The 18,179-nt window shown below is 35.3% G+C and carries 17 protein-coding genes; 12 read left to right on the forward strand and 5 right to left on the reverse strand.

The window, feature by feature from the left end; all coding sequences use genetic code 11:
* The first annotated feature begins 109 nt into the window (after positions 1-109).
* The gene (gene guaB / locus HMPREF1654_RS08065) at positions 110-1,591 is read left to right on the forward strand and encodes an IMP dehydrogenase (protein WP_003075475.1); all 1,482 of its coding nucleotides are present in this window, start codon (positions 110-112) and stop codon (positions 1,589-1,591) included.
* 840 nt (positions 1,592-2,431) lie between these two features.
* Here the strand turns inward: guaB and recF are convergent.
* Positions 2,432-3,529 (reverse strand): DNA replication/repair protein RecF, encoded by a 1,098-nt coding sequence (recF, locus tag HMPREF1654_RS08070; RefSeq protein ID WP_003075474.1) that lies wholly within the window; start codon positions 3,527-3,529, stop codon positions 2,432-2,434.
* Between the two features lies 1 nt (position 3,530).
* On the reverse strand, positions 3,531-3,911 hold the full coding sequence (gene yaaA / locus HMPREF1654_RS08075; protein WP_003075472.1) for a S4 domain-containing protein YaaA: 381 nt from the start codon (positions 3,909-3,911) through the stop codon (positions 3,531-3,533).
* A 175-nt stretch (positions 3,912-4,086) separates the two neighbouring features.
* On the opposite strand from yaaA, the gene yfmF reads away from it, so the two are divergent.
* The 8 genes from yfmF (at position 4,087) to HMPREF1654_RS08115 (ending at position 11,242) form a co-directional block, all read left to right on the forward strand.
* Positions 4,087-5,334 carry an EF-P 5-aminopentanol modification-associated protein YfmF gene (gene yfmF / locus HMPREF1654_RS08080; protein ID WP_003077165.1) on the forward strand — a complete coding sequence of 416 codons (1,248 nt, stop codon included), beginning with the start codon at positions 4,087-4,089 and terminating at the stop codon, positions 5,332-5,334.
* Entirely contained in the window at positions 5,334-6,629 is a 1,296-nt protein-coding gene (gene yfmH / locus HMPREF1654_RS08085; RefSeq protein WP_003077336.1) for an EF-P 5-aminopentanol modification-associated protein YfmH, read from the forward strand. The genes yfmF and yfmH overlap by 1 nt, the downstream gene beginning before the upstream one ends.
* A 58-nt stretch (positions 6,630-6,687) precedes the next feature.
* Positions 6,688-7,500, forward strand: a complete 813-nt coding sequence (gene rodZ / locus HMPREF1654_RS08090) for a cytoskeleton protein RodZ (RefSeq protein WP_003077154.1) — start codon at positions 6,688-6,690, stop codon at positions 7,498-7,500.
* Between the two features lie 10 nt (positions 7,501-7,510).
* Positions 7,511-8,050: a CDP-diacylglycerol--glycerol-3-phosphate 3-phosphatidyltransferase gene (gene pgsA, locus HMPREF1654_RS08095; protein WP_003077406.1), complete on the forward strand. Its 540-nt coding sequence runs from the start codon at positions 7,511-7,513 to the stop codon at positions 8,048-8,050.
* A gap of 1 nt (position 8,051) precedes the next feature.
* Entirely contained in the window at positions 8,052-8,879 is an 828-nt protein-coding gene (locus HMPREF1654_RS08100; protein ID WP_003077214.1) for an energy-coupling factor ABC transporter ATP-binding protein, read from the forward strand.
* Entirely contained in the window at positions 8,864-9,703 is an 840-nt protein-coding gene (locus HMPREF1654_RS08105; RefSeq protein ID WP_003077391.1) for an energy-coupling factor transporter ATPase, read from the forward strand. Before HMPREF1654_RS08100 ends, HMPREF1654_RS08105 begins: the two co-directional genes overlap by 16 nt.
* Complete coding sequence (locus HMPREF1654_RS08110) at positions 9,696-10,490, forward strand: energy-coupling factor transporter transmembrane component T family protein (RefSeq protein ID WP_003077187.1); 795 nt, start codon at positions 9,696-9,698, stop codon at positions 10,488-10,490. The genes HMPREF1654_RS08105 and HMPREF1654_RS08110 overlap by 8 nt, the downstream gene beginning before the upstream one ends.
* A 155-nt stretch (positions 10,491-10,645) precedes the next feature.
* Positions 10,646-11,242, forward strand: coding sequence for a LysM peptidoglycan-binding domain-containing protein (locus HMPREF1654_RS08115; protein ID WP_003075455.1), 597 nt, complete (start codon positions 10,646-10,648; stop codon positions 11,240-11,242).
* Positions 11,243-11,409: 167 nt separating this feature from the next.
* Here the strand turns inward: HMPREF1654_RS08115 and HMPREF1654_RS08120 are convergent, their stop codons facing one another.
* The 3 genes from HMPREF1654_RS08120 to sdaAB all read right to left on the reverse strand — a co-directional run bounded on the left by HMPREF1654_RS08120 (position 11,410) and on the right by sdaAB (position 13,834).
* Positions 11,410-12,054, reverse strand: a complete 645-nt coding sequence (locus HMPREF1654_RS08120) for an HAD hydrolase-like protein (protein ID WP_003075453.1) — start codon at positions 12,052-12,054, stop codon at positions 11,410-11,412.
* A gap of 227 nt (positions 12,055-12,281) precedes the next feature.
* Entirely contained in the window at positions 12,282-13,154 is an 873-nt protein-coding gene (sdaAA, locus tag HMPREF1654_RS08125) for an L-serine ammonia-lyase, iron-sulfur-dependent, subunit alpha (protein ID WP_003075451.1), read from the reverse strand.
* A gap of 8 nt (positions 13,155-13,162) precedes the next feature.
* Entirely contained in the window at positions 13,163-13,834 is a 672-nt protein-coding gene (gene sdaAB / locus HMPREF1654_RS08130; protein ID WP_003075448.1) for an L-serine ammonia-lyase, iron-sulfur-dependent subunit beta, read from the reverse strand.
* Positions 13,835-14,091: 257 nt separating this feature from the next.
* Here sdaAB and apf point away from each other — a divergent pair, with 257 nt between their 5' ends.
* The 3 genes from apf (at position 14,092) to mnmG (ending at position 18,128) form a co-directional block, all read left to right on the forward strand.
* The gene (apf, locus tag HMPREF1654_RS08135) at positions 14,092-14,598 is read left to right on the forward strand and encodes an aggregation-promoting factor (RefSeq protein ID WP_003075446.1); all 507 of its coding nucleotides are present in this window, start codon (positions 14,092-14,094) and stop codon (positions 14,596-14,598) included.
* 335 nt (positions 14,599-14,933) lie between these two features.
* Positions 14,934-16,079 carry a tRNA 2-thiouridine(34) synthase MnmA gene (gene mnmA / locus HMPREF1654_RS08140; RefSeq protein WP_331436700.1) on the forward strand — a complete coding sequence of 382 codons (1,146 nt, stop codon included), beginning with the start codon at positions 14,934-14,936 and terminating at the stop codon, positions 16,077-16,079.
* 132 nt (positions 16,080-16,211) lie between these two features.
* Positions 16,212-18,128 (forward strand): tRNA uridine-5-carboxymethylaminomethyl(34) synthesis enzyme MnmG, encoded by a 1,917-nt coding sequence (gene mnmG, locus HMPREF1654_RS08145; protein WP_003077182.1) that lies wholly within the window; start codon positions 16,212-16,214, stop codon positions 18,126-18,128.
* Positions 18,129-18,179: the final 51 nt, after the last annotated feature.

The raw sequence follows: 18,179 nt of genomic DNA on the forward strand, positions 1-18,179 counted from the left end.
TGGTTTTTACTTTTTATAAAATAGAGATTGACAAATACAGATAGAATGGTATCATATTAACAATAAATACGAGCTATGCTCAATAAATAAAGAAAAGAGGAATTTGTGGATGTCTAACTGGGACGCTAAATTTTTGAAAAAAGGTTTTACTTTTGATGATGTATTACTCATCCCTGCTGAGAGTCATGTTTTGCCAAATGATGCTAATTTACAAACAAAATTGGCTCAAAATTTGACACTCAATATTCCAATTATCACTGCAGCAATGGATACTGTTACAGAGAGTAAAATGGCCATCGCTATTGCTCGTGCTGGAGGTCTTGGTGTTATTCACAAAAATATGTCTATTGAGCAACAAGCAGATGAAGTTCGGAAAGTCAAGCGATCAGAAAATGGGGTTATTATCGATCCATTCTTCTTGACACCTACTCATACAGTATCAGATGCAGAAGAATTGATGGAGCGTTATCGTATCAGTGGAGTTCCTGTTGTTGAAACGCTTGAAAACCGTAAATTAGTTGGGATTATTACGAATCGTGATATGCGATTTATTACAGATTATACTCAACCTATTTCAGCACATATGACGAGTAAAAATTTAGTTACTTCGCCTGTTGGGACAGATTTAGAAACAGCAGAACGGATACTTCATGAACATCGCATTGAAAAATTACCATTAGTAGATGACTATGGTCGTTTGTCTGGTTTGATTACAATTAAAGATATTGAAAAAGTGATTGAATTTCCAAATGCAGCTAAAGATGAGTATGGTCGCCTTTTAGTTGCAGGTGCTGTAGGTGTTACTTCTGATACATTTGAGCGTGCAGAAGCTTTATTTGAAGCAGGTGCAGATGCTATTGTCATTGATACAGCACATGGACATTCAGCAGGCGTCCTTCGGAAGATTGCTGAGATTCGTACATATTTTCCGGAACGAACATTGATTGCAGGAAATATTGCTACAGCAGAAGGTGCACGTGCATTATATGATGCCGGAGTTGATGTTGTAAAAGTCGGGATTGGTCCAGGTTCAATTTGTACAACTCGCGTCATTGCTGGAGTTGGTGTACCTCAAGTGACTGCAATTTATGATGCGGCACAAGTGGCGCGTGAATACAGGAAAACAATTATTGCAGATGGTGGGATTCAGTATTCAGGAGATATCGTGAAAGCACTTGCTGCAGGAGGAAATGCAGTGATGCTTGGTTCAATGTTTGCTGGTACAGATGAGGCACCAGGTGAAACAGAAATTTTCCAAGGCCGTAAGTTTAAAACATATCGTGGGATGGGGTCCATTGCTGCTATGAAGAAAGGATCCAGCGATCGTTATTTCCAGGGTTCTGTCAATGAGGCGAACAAGCTAGTTCCAGAAGGTATTGAAGGTCGTGTAGCTTATAAAGGTGCAGCGGCAGATATCGTCTTCCAAATGATTGGTGGGATTCGTTCTGGTATGGGTTACTGTGGAGCAGCTAATATCCAAGAACTACATGATAAGGCGCAATTTATTGAAATGAGTGGAGCTGGTTTGAAAGAAAGTCACCCACATGATGTACAAATTACAAATGAAGCTCCAAACTATTCTGTACAATAAATTATAAGAAAACTGCACTCCAAAAGTTGGAAACAACATCTAAGAATTGGGGTGTTTTCTTATAAAATTAATTGATGCTGCTAAAAGATGGATTTATAAACTGAAATAAGACAGAATTTCACATAGTCAGTGACACTATGTGGAGCTCTCTAACCTGAAATATATGATACAAGTTGTGCAACTTGCTTGCATATCTCAATTACTGGTATCAGTGAAACAACTGCTATATCTATTATTGGGGGGAGATAAGGCGACATTTGTTGTGTTTAATCTGCTGATCAAAATAAGGCTTTTATCAATATTGACTTACAACACTATGAATTTGGAGATTTGATGGTCAAGGAACGCATTTCGAAATACTGTTAGAAGGATTTTAAGTGCATTTATAACACTGTTTCTGCTAGTTATAGCAATCTCTGTCATATCGCAGATTTCCATAAGAACTGAAAAAGATAGTTACCAGGCACTTCAACACGACTACATACAATCATTTCCATGTATCGTTTTAGCAGTATGACATATTACGCAGAATAAGTTTTACGATTACGATTTGATACAAAATCTTATGTATGTTCATTCTAACACCTTATTCATGAAATAAGGTGTTGTTTTTTGTGTGCTTTGGGTCTATCATAGTAAGAAAAAAGACAAGGGCTCTAGATTTACCATTGTCTCAAAAATAATTTTTATTGAAAATATTGGTATTAACAAATGGTAGAAAAGGACTTAGTCCTATCCACAACAGAGCTAAACCCTTCCAATAATTATTTGTCAAACTATACAGAGTACAGAGTTTTTATAACGAGATTGACATCCTTGTAAACTATAACAACAGTTACTTTACACTTGATTTTCCATAAAATGTCCATCATGAATTGAGAAAATTTTAATATCAGAAGGCAAATGTTTCAGATGTTCTAAAGTTGTTGTTGTGATAAATGTTTGTATATTTTGAGAGATAGTTTCAAGCAAATTCAATTGACGATTGTTGTCAAGTTCGCTCATAACATCGTCAAGTAGAAGAATTGGTTTTTCTTTGGTCACAGTTTCCATAAGTTCAATCTCTGCCAACTTAAGAGATAGGACCATACTTCGATGTTGTCCTTGACTACCAAAAGTGGCATTCATGTTATTAATATAAAAAGCGATATCATCTCGATGGGGACCAATTCCAGTATTTTTTTTAAATAAATCTCTACTACGGCTTTGTCTTAATGCAATTTGGAAAGATTCTTTCAATTTATTGGGATCTGAAAGTGGAATAGAAGAGCAATACTTAATGGTTAAGTTTTCTAAATTACTTGAAAGCTCTAAATGTTTTTGTTGACCAAAGTGTTCTAGTTTTTTGAGAAACTCTGTCCGATGTTGTATAACACGGCAACCAAACTCTACTAGCTGATCATCCAAGACAGTTAAAAAAGTCTCATCTATTTTTGGGGCTGCCTTTAGATAAGCATTTCGTTGTTTTAAAACATGATGATATTGTGATAAATCAGATAAATAGATTGGTTTAATTTGCCCTAATTCTATGTCGATAAATTTCCGTCTAAGAGCTGGTGTCCCTTTAATCAGTTGTAAATCTTCTGGAGCAAATAGAACAACATTCATATTTCCAACATAATCGGATAATTTACTTTGTTTTAAATGATTAACCTTTGTAGTTCTTCCTTTAGGGGTCAAGTCAATTTCTAAAGAGATATTCCCAGTTTCTTTGGCAAGTTGTCCAGAAATTTTTAAAGAATCGTTAGAAAAATAAATTAAATCTTTATCTGAACGAGTTCGATGACTTCGTGTCAACGCAAGAAAATAGATAGCTTCTAAAATATTTGTTTTTCCTTGAGCGTTTTCCCCTAAAAAAATATTGAGACCAGGGTGAAAATCTATTTCAGTTAATTTATAATTGCGAAAATATTGAATTTGTAAGTTTTTTAACCACATATTAAAGACCTGGAAAGCGAATTAGAGCTTTTTTCTCATATTTATTGGCTTTTAGTTTGGCTGTTGTTGACTTGGCTTTTTTGATATCTTTGTTCATTTCTTTTACAAGAGAGGCAACTCGCTTTTTTTCTAAAAGCTCCTTATCGTGTTCAGCTCGTTCTTCTTGATTTGGTACAGTCAGAAGTATTTCTAATTTTTGATTTGGAAGAGTAATGATGTCACCAATACGAATTTTTTTTCCGCGTCGAGTTTCTAGTTCTCCATTAAAATAAACTTTATTTTTTTGAAGAAAACTTTTAATAGCACCACCACTTTGAATGATTCCAACTTCTTTTAGTAACGCTTGTAGAGTAATATACTCATCAAATAATTTGTATTTCATAATTTACCTCAATCTTTGTCATTATATCATAATTGAAAGAAAAGATGATATTAAAATAATTAAATTATATTTTGAAGAAAACGTTTTAAGTTAAAAAGAGTAATGCTTGAATGAGAAATTGGCCACTGTTTCGTGATATAATAGAAGTCAGTATTAAAAGAATATGAGGAACGCTATGGAGCTAGTTTCTGGAGTAGATCTCCATTTTATACCATCCAAAAAATTTAAAACCAATCGAATAAAGATGAGATTTTCAGCTCCAATGTCTGTGAATACGATTGCAGGGCGTGTACTGTTGGCAAATATGCTTGAAACAGCCAATGAAATTTATCCCACGCCACAAATTTTTCGTGAGCGATTAGCAAATCTTTATGGTGCAAACTTTTCAACAAGGTTATCACGAAGAGGGTTAACTCATTATGTAGACTTAGATGTCTCTTTTGTTAGTGACACATTTTTAAGTCGTAAAAATACATTAACAGGAGAGATACTTGATTTTTTGAAAGATAGCTTGTTAAAACCTTTAGTAGATGGCAAATCTTTTAATCAGGTTATTTTTGAAGTTGAAAAGAAGAATATACTCAATGATTTAAGGGCTGAAATTGAAGATCACTTTTATTATGCCCATCAAAAATTGAATAAATTATTTTATACAAAACCGGAGATGCAGATTCCTTCTTTTGCTACATTAGATCTTGTAAAAAAAGAAACGTCAGAAAGTAGTTTTGCCATTTTTCAAAAAATGCTTCAAAATGACAAGATTGATATATTTTTTATAGGTGAATTTAATGAGATTGAAGTCTGTGAGCATTTGAAAAGTTTTGCTTTACAACCTCGTCAACTTATTTTACAACCACAATATCATCAAGAATTTTCTAGTATTTTAAAAGAAGGTTTGGAACGAAATGATGCTCATCAATCCATAATTGAATTAGGCTATCATTTTTCAATTCAATATGGAGATAAATATCATATCCCTCTGATTATATTGAATGGACTTTTAGGTGGTTTTGCTCATTCAAAATTATTTGTAAATGTTCGCGAAAAAGAAAGCTTAGCTTATACAATTTCTAGCACTATTGATATTTTTTCAGGTATGATGCGTATCTATGCTGGAATTGATAAAACAAATCGAACCAAAACAGTAAGTCTCATTTATAGACAAATTGGAGATTTAAAAAAGGGTCGCTTTACAGATGAAGATTTAAATCAGACTAAAAAAATGCTACGAAATACTATTCTTTGTTCCTTAGATAAGCAAAATACATTGATGGAACGAGCTTATATGGCATCTGTTTTTCAGACAAAATTTATGCCAATTGATATTTTGTTAAATACTTTAGATGCAGTTAGTCGAGAAGATATTATTGTTGTTGCAAGACAACTTAGTTTACAGGCAGTTTATTTTATGGAAGGAAATTAATGCAACCTTTAAAAATAGAGAGGAAGGATTATCCTGCAGTTAGAGAGGTAGTCTATCAATCTACTTTACAAAATGGTCTAAGAGTATTTTTTTTACCTAAACAAGAATTTAATGAAGTCTATGGGATTATGACTGTAAATTTTGGGTCAATTGATACTCGTTTTATTCCGCATGGCGCTAATCAAGTTGTTCAATATCCTGCAGGAGTTGCTCATTTTTTAGAACATAAATTATTTGAAGATGAACATGGTCAAGATATTTTACAACAATTTGTTGAATTAGGTGCAGAGGGCAACGCTTTTACAAGTTTTACTAAGACTAGCTATCTTTTTTCAGCGACAGATAATGTGTTAGAAAGTGTGAGTTTGTTGCAAAGTTTACTAGGAAATGCGTATTTTACAGAAGAATCTGTTCAACGTGAACAAGAAATTATCCAGCAAGAAATTGATATGTATAAGGATAATCCAGATTATTGTTTGTACTTTCACACTTTAGCAAACCTTTATCCAGATACTCCGTTGGCAGAAGATATTGCAGGAAGCATTGAATCAGTTACAGAAATAACAGTTGAAGATTTGGATAAAAATTTTGAAAGTTTTTATTGTCCATCTAATATGAGCTTACTGTTGATTGGCGATTTTGACTTAGAAAAGACCATTACTGTTATTCAAGAGCAGCAGGAATGTTTAGAGTCTTTTGCTAAACAAGATTTTATTCCACGCTTTCCACTTACATTAAATCCCGTTATTTCTACAGGAAGTGTGCGAATGGAAGTGGCGAGTTCTAAACTCGCAATTGGATTACGTGGGAATCAATCCTTAGTAGGAATTAATTTATTTCGTTATAAGATTAGCCTAAAGCTGCTGTTTGCAATGATGTTTGGTTGGACATCTAAAAGATTTCAATCACTTTATGAACTTGGAAAAATCGATAACTCACTATCATTAGAAGTTGAGGTTGAAAAAGATTTTCACTTTGTGATGCTGACGATGGATACTAGTGAACCAGTTGCTCTCTCTCACCAATTTCGTTCGGTAATTTGGAATTTTGAAAACGATCCTGATGTGACAGAAGAACATCTTGATACCATAAAAAGTGAAATGTTTGGTGATTTTTTGCATGGGCTTAATTCATTAGAATATATTGCAACTCAATATGAAACTTTTGTAGAGGGTGAGAATTTATTTGATTTACCCAAAATATTACAGACAATCAGTTTAGTCGACATAGTAGAAATAGGGCATCATTTTATTGATTCTTGTGAAATGGTTGACTTTACTATTTTTCCAAAATGATTTCATGTTTTAGCGAAATTTGGTAAAATAGTGTTTAATAGAAAGAAGGCTAGAGCGTATGAGAAAAAAAACAATTGGTGAAGTCCTAAGATTAGCTCGTATCAATCAAGGGATGAACTTAGAAGATTTACAAAAGAAAACAGATATTCAGTTAGAGTTACTGGAAGCTATGGAAGCTGATGATTTTGATCGTCTCCCTAGTCCTTTTTATGCTCGTTCTTTTCTAAGAAAATATGCTTGGGCTGTTGATTTAGATGAACGGATTATTCTTGATGCTTATGAAGAAGGGAGTATGATTGCTTATGATGAAGTAGATGTTAATGAGGAAGAGAATTTTAGAAGTCGAAGAACAAGAAAACAGCGAACTTCTTTTTTACCATTGTTCTATTTGACTATTTTAGCACTAGCTATTCTATCGTTTGTTAGTTATTATGTTTGGACATATGTTCAACACAATTCATTACAAACAACCCCTTCGTCAAGTTATAGTATTGTAAATAAACAGACAACTAATTCTTCTAGTTCGTCTACTTCTAGTGAATCATCTAGTAGTTCAAAAACAAATTTGATTGTATCTGGAAATGGTGATAAATTGACAGCGACGTTGACAGGTGTTGCAAACCCTGTCAACTTAAAATTATCTGTTAGTGGTACAAGCAGTTGGGTAAGTGTTACAGGTACAGACTTGGAAGGTGGGGTTACATTAAGCCCTGAAAAAGAAACTGTGTCAACTGTCATTTCTCCTGGAACCACTTCAACAATTACTCTTGGTGTGGTGAAAGGTGTAACCATTACAATTGATAATCAACAAATTGATACATCAGGCTTGACAAGCTTGACTGGTACGATTACACTTATAGTAAAATATTAAGGAAATAAAAATGAAAAAAGAAAATATTCCCAATGCTTTAACTTTGTTACGGATTGCTTTGATTCCGATTTTTATTTTAGTATTGTCCTTAGGTCATTCTATTAGAATGCATGTCTTTGCAGCAGTTATTTTTGCAGTAGCTAGTATTACAGATTACTTGGATGGCTATTTAGCTCGTAAATGGAATGTTGTAACGAACTTCGGGAAATTTGCTGATCCAATGGCAGATAAGTTATTAGTAATGTCGGCTTTTATTATGTTGATTGAAATGAATATGGCACCTGCTTGGGTTGTTGCAGTTATCATTTGCCGAGAGTTAGCTGTTACAGGTTTGCGATTATTATTGGTTGAAACGGGGGGGACAGTCTTAGCTGCAGCTATGCCGGGAAAAATTAAAACATTTACACAGATGTTTTCCATTATTTTTCTGTTACTGCATTGGACATGGCTAGGGCAAATTTTACTATATATTGCATTAATTTTTACGATTTATTCCGGTTATGACTATTTCAAAGGAAGTGCCTATCTTTTTAAAGATACATTTAGATAATATGAAAAATATCATTGAAGTTCAGCATTTAAAGTACAAATACGATAATCATGCAAATAATTATATTCTTAAAGATGTTACGTTTCACGTGAAACAAGGAGAATGGCTATCTATTGTTGGGCACAATGGCAGTGGTAAGTCTACAACAGTTCGTTTAATAGATGGTTTATTGGAAGCAGAAAGCGGTGAGATATTCATTGATGGAGATAAATTAACTCTTGAAAATGTTTGGGAGAAGCGTCAGCATATTGGAATGGTTTTTCAAAATCCAGATAATCAATTTGTGGGGGCAACTGTTGAGGATGATGTTGCTTTTGGTTTGGAAAATCAAGGGGTTGATTACCAAACGATGTTTGATAGAGTTCATGAAGCATTAAGCATTGTTGGAATGCAAGATTTTAAAGAACGTGAACCAGCAAGACTTTCTGGTGGTCAAAAGCAGCGCGTAGCCATTGCTGGTGTGGTTGCTTTGCGCCCAGATATTATTATTTTAGATGAAGCAACTAGTATGTTGGATCCAGAAGGGCGTTTAGAGTTGATTCAGACAGTTAAAAAGATTAAAGATCAGCATGGTATGACTGTTATTTCTATTACACATGATTTGGATGAAGTAGCCCTTAGTGATCGAGTTTTGGTGATGAAAGAAGGAAAGGTAGAATCAACTAGTACACCGAGTGAACTTTTCTCACGAACAGATTTAGAAGACTTAGGTTTAGATGAACCTTTTACAAACCAAGTAAAATCAACTTTGTTTAAATTAGGTTTTCAATTGCCAGAGCACTATTTAACGGAAAAAGAATTGCAGGATAATTTATGGGAATTACTTTAGAAAATGTAAGTTATGCTTATCAAGTAGGCACTCCCTTTGAGGGTCCTGCCCTTTTTGAAGTCAATTTAGAAATAAAAGATGGCTCATATACTGCTTTGATTGGTCATACAGGTAGTGGAAAATCAACTATTTTACAATTGTTGAATGGGCTTTTAGTCCCAACTGAAGGAAGTGTAGTGATTGATGAACTCAAAATTACTTCTACGTCTGTAAACAAAGATATTAAGCAAGTACGTAAAAAAGTGGGATTGGTGTTTCAGTTTGCAGAAAGTCAGATTTTTGATGAGACTGTTTTAAAAGATGTTGCTTTTGGACCACAAAATTTTGGTGTATCAAAAGAGGAGGCGGAACGTTTAGCACGTAAAAATTTAGCTCTTGTTGGAATCTCAGAAGAATTATTTGAACGTAGTCCGTTTGAATTGTCTGGGGGACAGATGCGGCGAGTAGCTATAGCTGGCATTCTAGCCATGGAACCAGATGTTCTTGTGTTAGATGAGCCAACAGCAGGTTTGGATCCTGCTGGACGTAAAGAATTGATGAGTCTATTTAAGCAATTACATAAAGCAGGGATGACCATTGTTTTAGTGACACATTTGATGGATGATGTTGCTAATTTTGCAGATACTGTCTATATAATGGAAAAAGGAAGAGTAGTAAAAAGTGGAGATCCTCGGCAAGTCTTTCAAGATGTAGTGTTTATGGAAAGTATTCAACTAGGAGTCCCCAAAATTACAAAGTTTGCACAAGAATTAAAAAATAGAGGGCTAACTCTTCCATATCTACCTATTACATTAAAAGAATTTAAGGAGTTACTACATGGATAGCATGATTTTAGGACGATATGTTTCTGGGAACTCAATTATTCATCGATTAGATCCTCGCAGCAAACTTTTGTCAATGTTTCTCTTTATTTTAATTATCTTTTTGGCAAATAATATTGTAACTAATGGCTTATTATTTGCCTTTACAATGTTATTGGTTAGACTTTCCAAAATTCCTTTAGGATTTTTTCTTAAAGGATTAAAATCTATGGTCTTTTTGATTGCTTTTACGACTTTATTCCAACTATTTTTTACATCTGGTGGCTCGGTGTTATTTCAATTTGGCTTTATAAGAATCACAGAGGTAGGTTTAGCTCAGTCAGGCATCATTTTTAGCCGCTTTCTTTTAATTATTATTTTTTCTACTCTCCTGACTTTAACAACAATGCCACTTAGTTTGGCAGATGCAGTTGAATCATTATTGCAACCTTTAGCGGCATTAAAGATACCTATTCATGAAATAGGTTTGATGTTATCAATGAGTTTACGTTTCGTGCCTACTTTGATGGATGATACAACACGAATTATGAATGCTCAAAGAGCACGTGGTGTTGATTTTGGTGAAGGGAGTATTGTGCAAAAGGTAAAATCAACCATTCCTATTTTAATTCCGTTATTTGCTTCTAGTTTTAAACGTGCGGATGCTTTGGCGACTGCCATGGAGGCAAGAGGTTACCAAGGCGGTTTGGGAAGAAGCCGTTATCGACAGTTGAGGTGGAAAAAAGAAGATACATTCTCTATTTTTACTATATTTGTTTTGGCTCTGATGTTATTTTTCTTGAAAAGTTAAAAAGTTATATTATTGTTAGCAAAAAAACGCCTTTTAAAGCGTTTTTTGCGTATAAAATCAATATTTCTGTAATCTTTGTAATACAATTCTAAGATTACAGAAATATTTTACGTGTAATATAGTATTATACGAAAAAAGGAGAAATTAATATATACATGAAAACAATGAAATTAACGCTATCAGGAATTTTTACTGCAGTTGCTTTTTTTGCAACAGGAACTATTGCAAGTGCTGAATCTTATACTGTTAAATCAGGTGATACTTTATCAGAAATTGCTAAAGAAAAAAATACATCAGTTGAAAAGCTAGTTGAACTTAATAAAATTGAAAATCCTGACTTCATTAAAGTTGGACAAATTTTAGAACTTGATAAAGAAAAACGTTCGAAAGTTTCAACAACTACAACTTACAAAGCTGCGACATATAATGCACCTGCTACGACAACTACTTATTCACAACCAGCTACAGCAAACCGTTCTTCAAATGTGGTTCTTCCTAATGGAAACACTGCTGGTACTACAGGAGCTTATGCAGCTGCTCGTATGGCAGAATTGACAGGTGTTCCAGCGTCAACTTGGGAACATATCATTGCTCGTGAATCAAATGGGCAAGTAAATGCTTACAATCCATCAGGAGCTAGTGGTCTTTTTCAAACAATGCCAGGTTGGGGTTCAACAGCTACAGTAAATGACCAAATTCAAGCTGCTTATCGTGCATATAAGGCACAAGGATTATCTGCTTGGAATTATTAAGCGGAATAACAATAAATGAGTTAATTAAAAGATGAGTAAATCTGTACTTGATTTACTCATCTTTTTTGGATTTTTGTGACTTTCAGTCTATCTCGCTCTGTTAGGTGTAAGGTGTGAGACAAATAAACGCAGGTACGTAACGTTGTAAACGTAGTTTACAAATTGTGTCAAGTCTTATTTATCAATGTTGTTAAAAGATTTTGAGGTGAATCTGAGATAAAATCTGCTCCATTGATAGTTAATTCATCTTTCTTTCCAAATCCCCATAAAACTCCTAGAGTATTAATGCCAACAGATTTCCCACCTATCATATCGAACTTTGTATCTCCAACAATAACAGACTGTTCCAGAGTGGCGTGAGAATGATTTAAAGCGCGTGCTAAAACATCTGCCTTATAGTAAGAATTTGGAAGTGAACCAAAAATACCATTGAAATACTTATCAATTTTTAGATATTGTGCCATTTTATTAGCCATTGACTCATTTTTACTAGTAGTGATGTAGATGTGGTAATCTGACTTTTCTAATTCTATTAAAAGTTCTTTTATACCATAGTAAAGTTGAGCTTCAAACACACCTTTATCTTTATAGTATTCTCTAAAATAAGAAATAGCTTGATTAAGATCAGTTTCTGGGACAGTAGAAGCAAAGCTTACTTCTAAAGGTGGTCCAATGAAGGTATCTAGTTTTTTGCTTTCTGGAGTTTTTATATGTAATGAAGTGAATGCATAATGGAAAGCGTTTTTGATTCCTATTGAGCTATCAACAAGAGTTCCATCTAAATCGAAAAAAATATATTTAAAATTTTGCATAGTCTATATATAAGAGATGAGGTAGTTCGTGAGAACGATAAAGATAGTGAATGGAGGAAGTAGAGTTTTTGTTGAAAATACTTTTCTGGGTTTAAAAAGTGAATAGTGATAGAACTTCCTTGATAAGCTCTATCCTATCTATAGCCTCAAAGCAGTGTTTCAAGTATAATTAGCTCCATTTATTTTGAAATTGGAAACTAGTACACCAATATTTTGTGTAAAAGAAGTTATTCACCAAAAATTTCTTTGGATAATTTACGACCAGTAGGTGTAGCTGCCAAACCTCCTTCAGCAGTCTCGCGAAAGGCAGTTGGCATACTTGTCCCAACTTGATACATTGCATCAATCACTTCGTCAACAGGAATTTTAGATTCAATACCTGCCAAAGCCATATCAGCAGCAATGAAAGCATAACTGGCTCCCATAGCATTTCGCTTAACACAAGGGACTTCGACTAAACCTGCAACAGGGTCACAGATTAAGCCAAGCATATTTTTAATAACAAAGCAAATTGCTTGGCTAGCTTGAAATGCTGTACCACCTGCTGCTAGAACAAGTGCTGCTGCACTCATGGCTGCTGCTGAGCCAACTTCAGCTTGACAACCACCTTCAGCTCCTGAAATGGACGCATTATTAGCGATAACTAGACCAAAAGCTCCAGCAGTTAATAGAAAGTCTAGTTGTTGTTTTTCAGTAAGTTCTAATTTTTCAATAGCTGATGTGAGAACGGCAGGTAAACAACCAGCACTTCCAGCTGTTGGTGTTGCACAAACTAGCCCCATTTTCGCATTGTATTCATTGACAGCAATAGCATTTTTGGCTGCTGTTAAGACCGTATAATCCGAAAGCGCCTTTCCTGATTGAATATATTTGTGAAGTTTGGCTGCATCGCCACCTGTCAATCCGCTCCGAGATTTACTTTCGTCCAATCCCATAATGACAGAACCTTTCATAACGTCTAGATTTCTGGTCATTAACCGTAAAACTTCGTCACGTTTACGCCCTGTCAGCTCGTATTCAGTAGCAATCATAAGTTCGGCTACACTACCTTGAAAGTCTAAATCAGCTTGTTCTACTAATTCTTTGATTGAATAAAACATGAGTTCTCCTATTTGAAGAAATTGACATTGTGGAGGTGGGGTATTTTGCGGATTTCTTCTACTGCTTGGTCACAACTACGACTATCCACCTCGATAATCATAATTGCCTTTTCACCAGCTTTTTCTCTTGTGACATTCATTTGTGCAATATTGATGTGGTAACGAGAGAGTGCTTCCGTAACATGAGCAATCATTCCAGGGATGTCCTGATGAACGATAATAATTGTGGGAGTGTTCATGCTGAGCGAAACAGAGAAACCATTTAACTCAGTCACTTGAATATTCCCACCACCAATAGAAATACCCGTAACACTAATCATTTTACGATCATTTTTAATGGTGATTTTAGCTGTATTTGGATGTGGAGCATTACTATCTTTTTGAATCGTCCAGATAATTTTAATGCCTCGCTGATGAGCAATCTCAAGGCTGTTTGGAATTTCAGGATCATCTGTATTCATTCCCAGAATTCCCGCTACCAAAGCCAAGTCTGTACCATGCCCTCGATAGGTTTTTGCAAAAGAATTAAATAGTTGAAATTCGACTTCAGTCGGCTTATCATCAAAAATGGATGAAACAATTTTTCCAATACGAACAGCACCTGCTGTATGACTACTAGATGGACCTATCATCACAGGTCCAATAATATCAAAAACAGATTGAAATTTTAGTGAGTTCATCATAACTCCTTATAGATTCATTATCTTCATTATATCAAAGTTCAGTATATTTTTCTGCCTTTTTAGGTGATAAAGGGAAATTGGATTAAATTTAGACTTGCTTTGAGGGCAGTCTTCTTATAGGAAGCTTAAAACAAAGAAATAGAGGGCGAATTTTAGCCTTTCCTCAATTTCTTTGTAATATTTTTAATGGAAAACAAAAAGAATAGTAATAATTAAGGTATATGATAGTTCTATCACAGGAAAGGAGAATTTAAATGATATTGAATTTAAATAATGCGAGCAAACGAACAAAAGTGGGTTTAATGACCTTAGCTGTAACAGCAATCTTTTTTCTTCCTACATTTGCAAATGCGGATAGCTATACAGTGAAATCTGGAGATACCCTTTCAGCTATTGCTACATCACATAATACAACAGTTGATCACATTGCTCAGAAAAATAAGATTAGTAATATCCATCTGATTAGTGTTGGGCAGGTCTTAGAGTTGAATGATTCAGTTGCAATGACTACCACTGCCGCATCATCTGGTTTGAGTGCTGAAGATGCATCAGCAAAAGAATGGATTGCACAAAAAGAATCAAGTGGTAGTTACACAGCGCGAAATGGCCAATATTATGGCCGATATCAATTGAGCTTGTCTTACTTAAATGGTGACTTATCAGCAGAAAATCAAGAAAAAGTAGCAGATGCTTATGTATCAGGTCGTTATGGTTCTTGGTCAGCTGCTAAAGCTTTCTGGCTAGCAAATGGCTGGTATTGATACATATAAAAAGTGATTGAGGTTGGGACAAAATGTCTCAGCCTATTTTTTCTAGGTGTAAGCTTTTAATGTAGTAGTTGATTGCAAAAAGGACCATCATTTTTAGCGACAAGCTAGAAATCTAGTATATCAAGTTTTGAAAAACTCTTTTGAAGGAATTTCCATTTTTCAATCACTATCTCAATAATTTGTCTATCACATTTTTAGTTTACAGCGGTGTAAAGGTAGAACGATTTGGCTGTTGAAATTTGTTCTTAAACTTATTTCATGTTATAATAAATCTTGCTCAAGCGACCTTCAATCGTTGAAAGCACAGCACGACCTTCAATCGTGAAATAACGAAAAGATGGGAGAATACAATGCGTGATAACTCTAAAATTCGTGTCGTTGTTGGTATGAGCGGAGGTGTTGATTCATCAGTAACTGCTTTGCTCTTGAAAGAGCAAGGTTATGATGTGATTGGCATCTTCATGAAAAACTGGGACGATACAGATGAATTTGGTGTTTGCACAGCTACAGAAGACTACAAGGATGTAGCAGCTGTTGCAGATCAAATTGGCATTCCTTACTACTCTGTCAACTTTGAAAAGGAGTACTGGGATCGCGTTTTTGAATATTTCTTGGCAGAATACCGAGCTGGTAGGACTCCAAACCCAGATGTCATGTGTAACAAGGAAATCAAGTTTAAAGCCTTCCTTGACTATGCCTTGACACTGGGAGCAGATTATGTTGCAACTGGTCATTATGCTCAGGTAAAGAGAGATGAAGATGGCCTAGTCCACATGCTGAGAGGTAAGGATAATAACAAGGATCAGACTTACTTTCTAAGTCAACTGTCTCAGGAACAACTTCAGAAGACTATGTTTCCTCTGGGGCATCTAGAAAAGCCAGAAGTTCGAGCAATTGCTGAAAAAGCAGGTTTAGCCACTGCTAAGAAAAAAGACTCAACTGGTATTTGCTTCATTGGCGAAAAGAATTTTAAAGAATTTCTGAGCCAATACTTACCTGCCCAACCTGGTCGCATGATGACCTTTGAAGGTCGAGATATGGGCCAGCATGCAGGCTTAATGTATTATACTATTGGCCAGCGAGGTGGTCTTGGAATTGGCGGTCAGAATGGTGGTGATAATGAACCTTGGTTCGTTGTTGGAAAAGATCTCAGTCAAAATATTCTTTATGTTGGTCAAGGCTTTTATCATGACAACTTAATGTCAACCAGTCTTGACGCTAGTCAGGTTCATTTCACAAAAGAAATGCCAGAAGAATTTACTATGGAGTGTACTGCTAAGTTTCGCTATCGTCAGCCAGATTCTAAGGTGACAGTTACTGTAAAGGGTGACAAGGCAATTGTCAATTTTGCAGAATTGCAACGCGCTATTACACCTGGACAAGCTGTTGTATTTTATGATGGAGAAGAGTGTCTTGGTGGAGGCCTAATTGACAATGCTTATAAAAATGGAAAGCTTCAACAGTATATTTAAATTGACATATTGAAACAATCTGCTAAAATAGATATAGCAATAACTATGATGGTCAAAGCTCATGGATGTTGTAGGACTTTTGTCCTGCACTTCTAGAGGTTTGACTTTTTTGGTGAAGAATAAGGAAAAAAGATGACACACAATTTTACTGAAAGTTATGATATTGTCGTGATTGGTGCTGGGCATGCAGGAGTTGAAGCTTCTCTGGCTGCCAGCCGGATGGGCTGTAAAGTTTTACTTGCGACAATCAATATTGAAATGTTAGCCTTTATGCCTTGTAACCCTTCTATTGGAGGTTCTGCTAAGGGAATTGTTGTACGGGAAGTGGATGCTCTAGGCGGAGAGATGGCTAAGAATATAGATAAAACTTATATTCAGATGAAGATGCTTAATACTGGGAAAGGGCCTGCTGTTCGTGCTCTTCGTGCTCAAGCAGATAAAGAACTCTATTCCAGAGAAATGCGTAAGACGGTTCAACACCAAGAAAATCTGACTTTGCGTCAAACCGTTATAGATGAGATTCTAGTCGAGAATGGGAAAGTCATTGGTGTGAAAACAGCTACGCATCAAGAGTTTGCTGCAAAGGCAGTTGTTGTAACAACTGGTACAGCCCTGCGTGGAGAAATTATTATTGGAGATTTGAAGTATTCTTCTGGTCCGAATCATAGCTTAGCCGCAATTAGCCTAGCAGATAACTTACGTGACTTAGGATTTGAAATTGGACGTTTTAAAACGGGTACACCTCCACGTATTAAAGCCTCTTCTATCAATTATGAGGAAACGGATATTCAGCCTGGAGATGAAAAAGCGAATCATTTTTCTTATATTTCTCGTGATGAGGACTACCTTAAAGATCAGATTCCTTGTTGGTTGACTTATACTAATGCAGAGAGTCATGAAATTATTCAAAGCAATCTTTATCGTGCACCAATGTTTTCAGGTATGGTGAAGGGGGTTGGTCCACGTTACTGCCCATCCATTGAAGACAAAATTGTTCGTTTTGCGGACAAAGAACGCCACCAACTTTTCTTGGAACCGGAAGGACGAGATACAGAAGAAGTTTATATTCAGGGGCTTTCAACGAGTTTGCCAGAAGATGTTCAAAAAGACTTAGTGCATTCTATTAAGGGACTTGAAAATGCTGAATTAATGCGAACTGGCTATGCGATTGAATATGATATGATTATGCCACATCAGCTTCGTGCTACTCTAGAAACTAAGAAAATCTCAGGTTTGTTTACAGCTGGGCAAACGAATGGGACGTCTGGTTACGAAGAAGCAGCAGGACAAGGCATTGTTGCAGGGATCAATGCAGCTCTAAAAGTTCAAGAAAAACCAGAACTGATTTTGAAACGCAGTGATGGTTATATTGGGGTCATGATTGATGACTTGGTCACTAAGGGAACGGTAGAGCCGTATCGTCTTTTGACTAGTCGAGCCGAATATCGTCTCATTTTACGTCATGACAATGCGGATATGCGATTGACTGAAATTGGACATAAAGTAGGATTGGTTGATGATGAGCGCTGGCTGCGTTTTGAAATTAAGAAACATCAATATGAAACTGAAATGAAGCGTTTGAATTCTATTAAATTAAAGCCAATTAAAGAAACGAATGAAATGGTTGAAAAATTAGGCTTTAAACCATTGACAGACGCAGTTACAGCGAAAGAATTTTTGCGTCGTCCAGAAGTTTCGTATGAAGATGTTATCAATTTTATTGGTCCAGCAGCTGAAGTTTTAGATGAAAAGATTATTGAATTGATTGAAACTGAAGTTAAATATGAAGGCTATATTTCTAAAGCATTGGATCAGGTTGAAAAAATGAAGCGCATGGAAGAAAAACGCATTCCAGCAACTATAGATTGGGATGATATTGATTCTATTGCTACAGAAGCTCGTCAAAAGTTTAAGAAAATAAACCCAGAAACTATTGGTCAGGCTAGTCGGATTTCTGGTGTCAATCCTGCAGATATTTCAATTCTGATGGTCTATTTGGAAGGAAAATCACGAAGTATTTCGAAAAACCAGGAAAAAACAAAAAAATAATGATGAAGATACTTGTTCATACTGTTGAGCAAGTATTTTTTATAAATTGAA

Origin of the sequence: Streptococcus intermedius SK54 = ATCC 27335 (genome assembly GCF_000413475.1) — a bacterium.
In the GTDB taxonomy this organism is placed as follows: Bacteria; Bacillota; Bacilli; order Lactobacillales; family Streptococcaceae; genus Streptococcus; species Streptococcus intermedius.

Coding starts and splice junctions, on each gene's coding strand:
- rodZ (WP_003077154.1), top strand. CDS start 6,688: ATGAGAAAAAAAACAATTGGTGAAGTCCTAAGATTAGCTCGTATCAAT.
- recF (WP_003075474.1), bottom strand. CDS start 3,529: ATGTGGTTAAAAAACTTACAAATTCAATATTTTCGCAATTATAAATTA.
- sdaAA (WP_003075451.1), bottom strand. CDS start 13,154: ATGTTTTATTCAATCAAAGAATTAGTAGAACAAGCTGATTTAGACTTT.
- HMPREF1654_RS08110 (WP_003077187.1), top strand. CDS start 9,696: ATGGATAGCATGATTTTAGGACGATATGTTTCTGGGAACTCAATTATT.
- pgsA (WP_003077406.1), top strand. CDS start 7,511: ATGAAAAAAGAAAATATTCCCAATGCTTTAACTTTGTTACGGATTGCT.
- yfmH (WP_003077336.1), top strand. CDS start 5,334: ATGCAACCTTTAAAAATAGAGAGGAAGGATTATCCTGCAGTTAGAGAG.
- mnmG (WP_003077182.1), top strand. CDS start 16,212: ATGACACACAATTTTACTGAAAGTTATGATATTGTCGTGATTGGTGCT.
- HMPREF1654_RS08105 (WP_003077391.1), top strand. CDS start 8,864: ATGGGAATTACTTTAGAAAATGTAAGTTATGCTTATCAAGTAGGCACT.
- guaB (WP_003075475.1), top strand. CDS start 110: ATGTCTAACTGGGACGCTAAATTTTTGAAAAAAGGTTTTACTTTTGAT.
- sdaAB (WP_003075448.1), bottom strand. CDS start 13,834: ATGAACTCACTAAAATTTCAATCTGTTTTTGATATTATTGGACCTGTG.
- HMPREF1654_RS08100 (WP_003077214.1), top strand. CDS start 8,052: ATGAAAAATATCATTGAAGTTCAGCATTTAAAGTACAAATACGATAAT.
- apf (WP_003075446.1), top strand. CDS start 14,092: ATGATATTGAATTTAAATAATGCGAGCAAACGAACAAAAGTGGGTTTA.
- HMPREF1654_RS08120 (WP_003075453.1), bottom strand. CDS start 12,054: ATGCAAAATTTTAAATATATTTTTTTCGATTTAGATGGAACTCTTGTT.
- yaaA (WP_003075472.1), bottom strand. CDS start 3,911: ATGAAATACAAATTATTTGATGAGTATATTACTCTACAAGCGTTACTA.
- yfmF (WP_003077165.1), top strand. CDS start 4,087: ATGGAGCTAGTTTCTGGAGTAGATCTCCATTTTATACCATCCAAAAAA.
- HMPREF1654_RS08115 (WP_003075455.1), top strand. CDS start 10,646: ATGAAAACAATGAAATTAACGCTATCAGGAATTTTTACTGCAGTTGCT.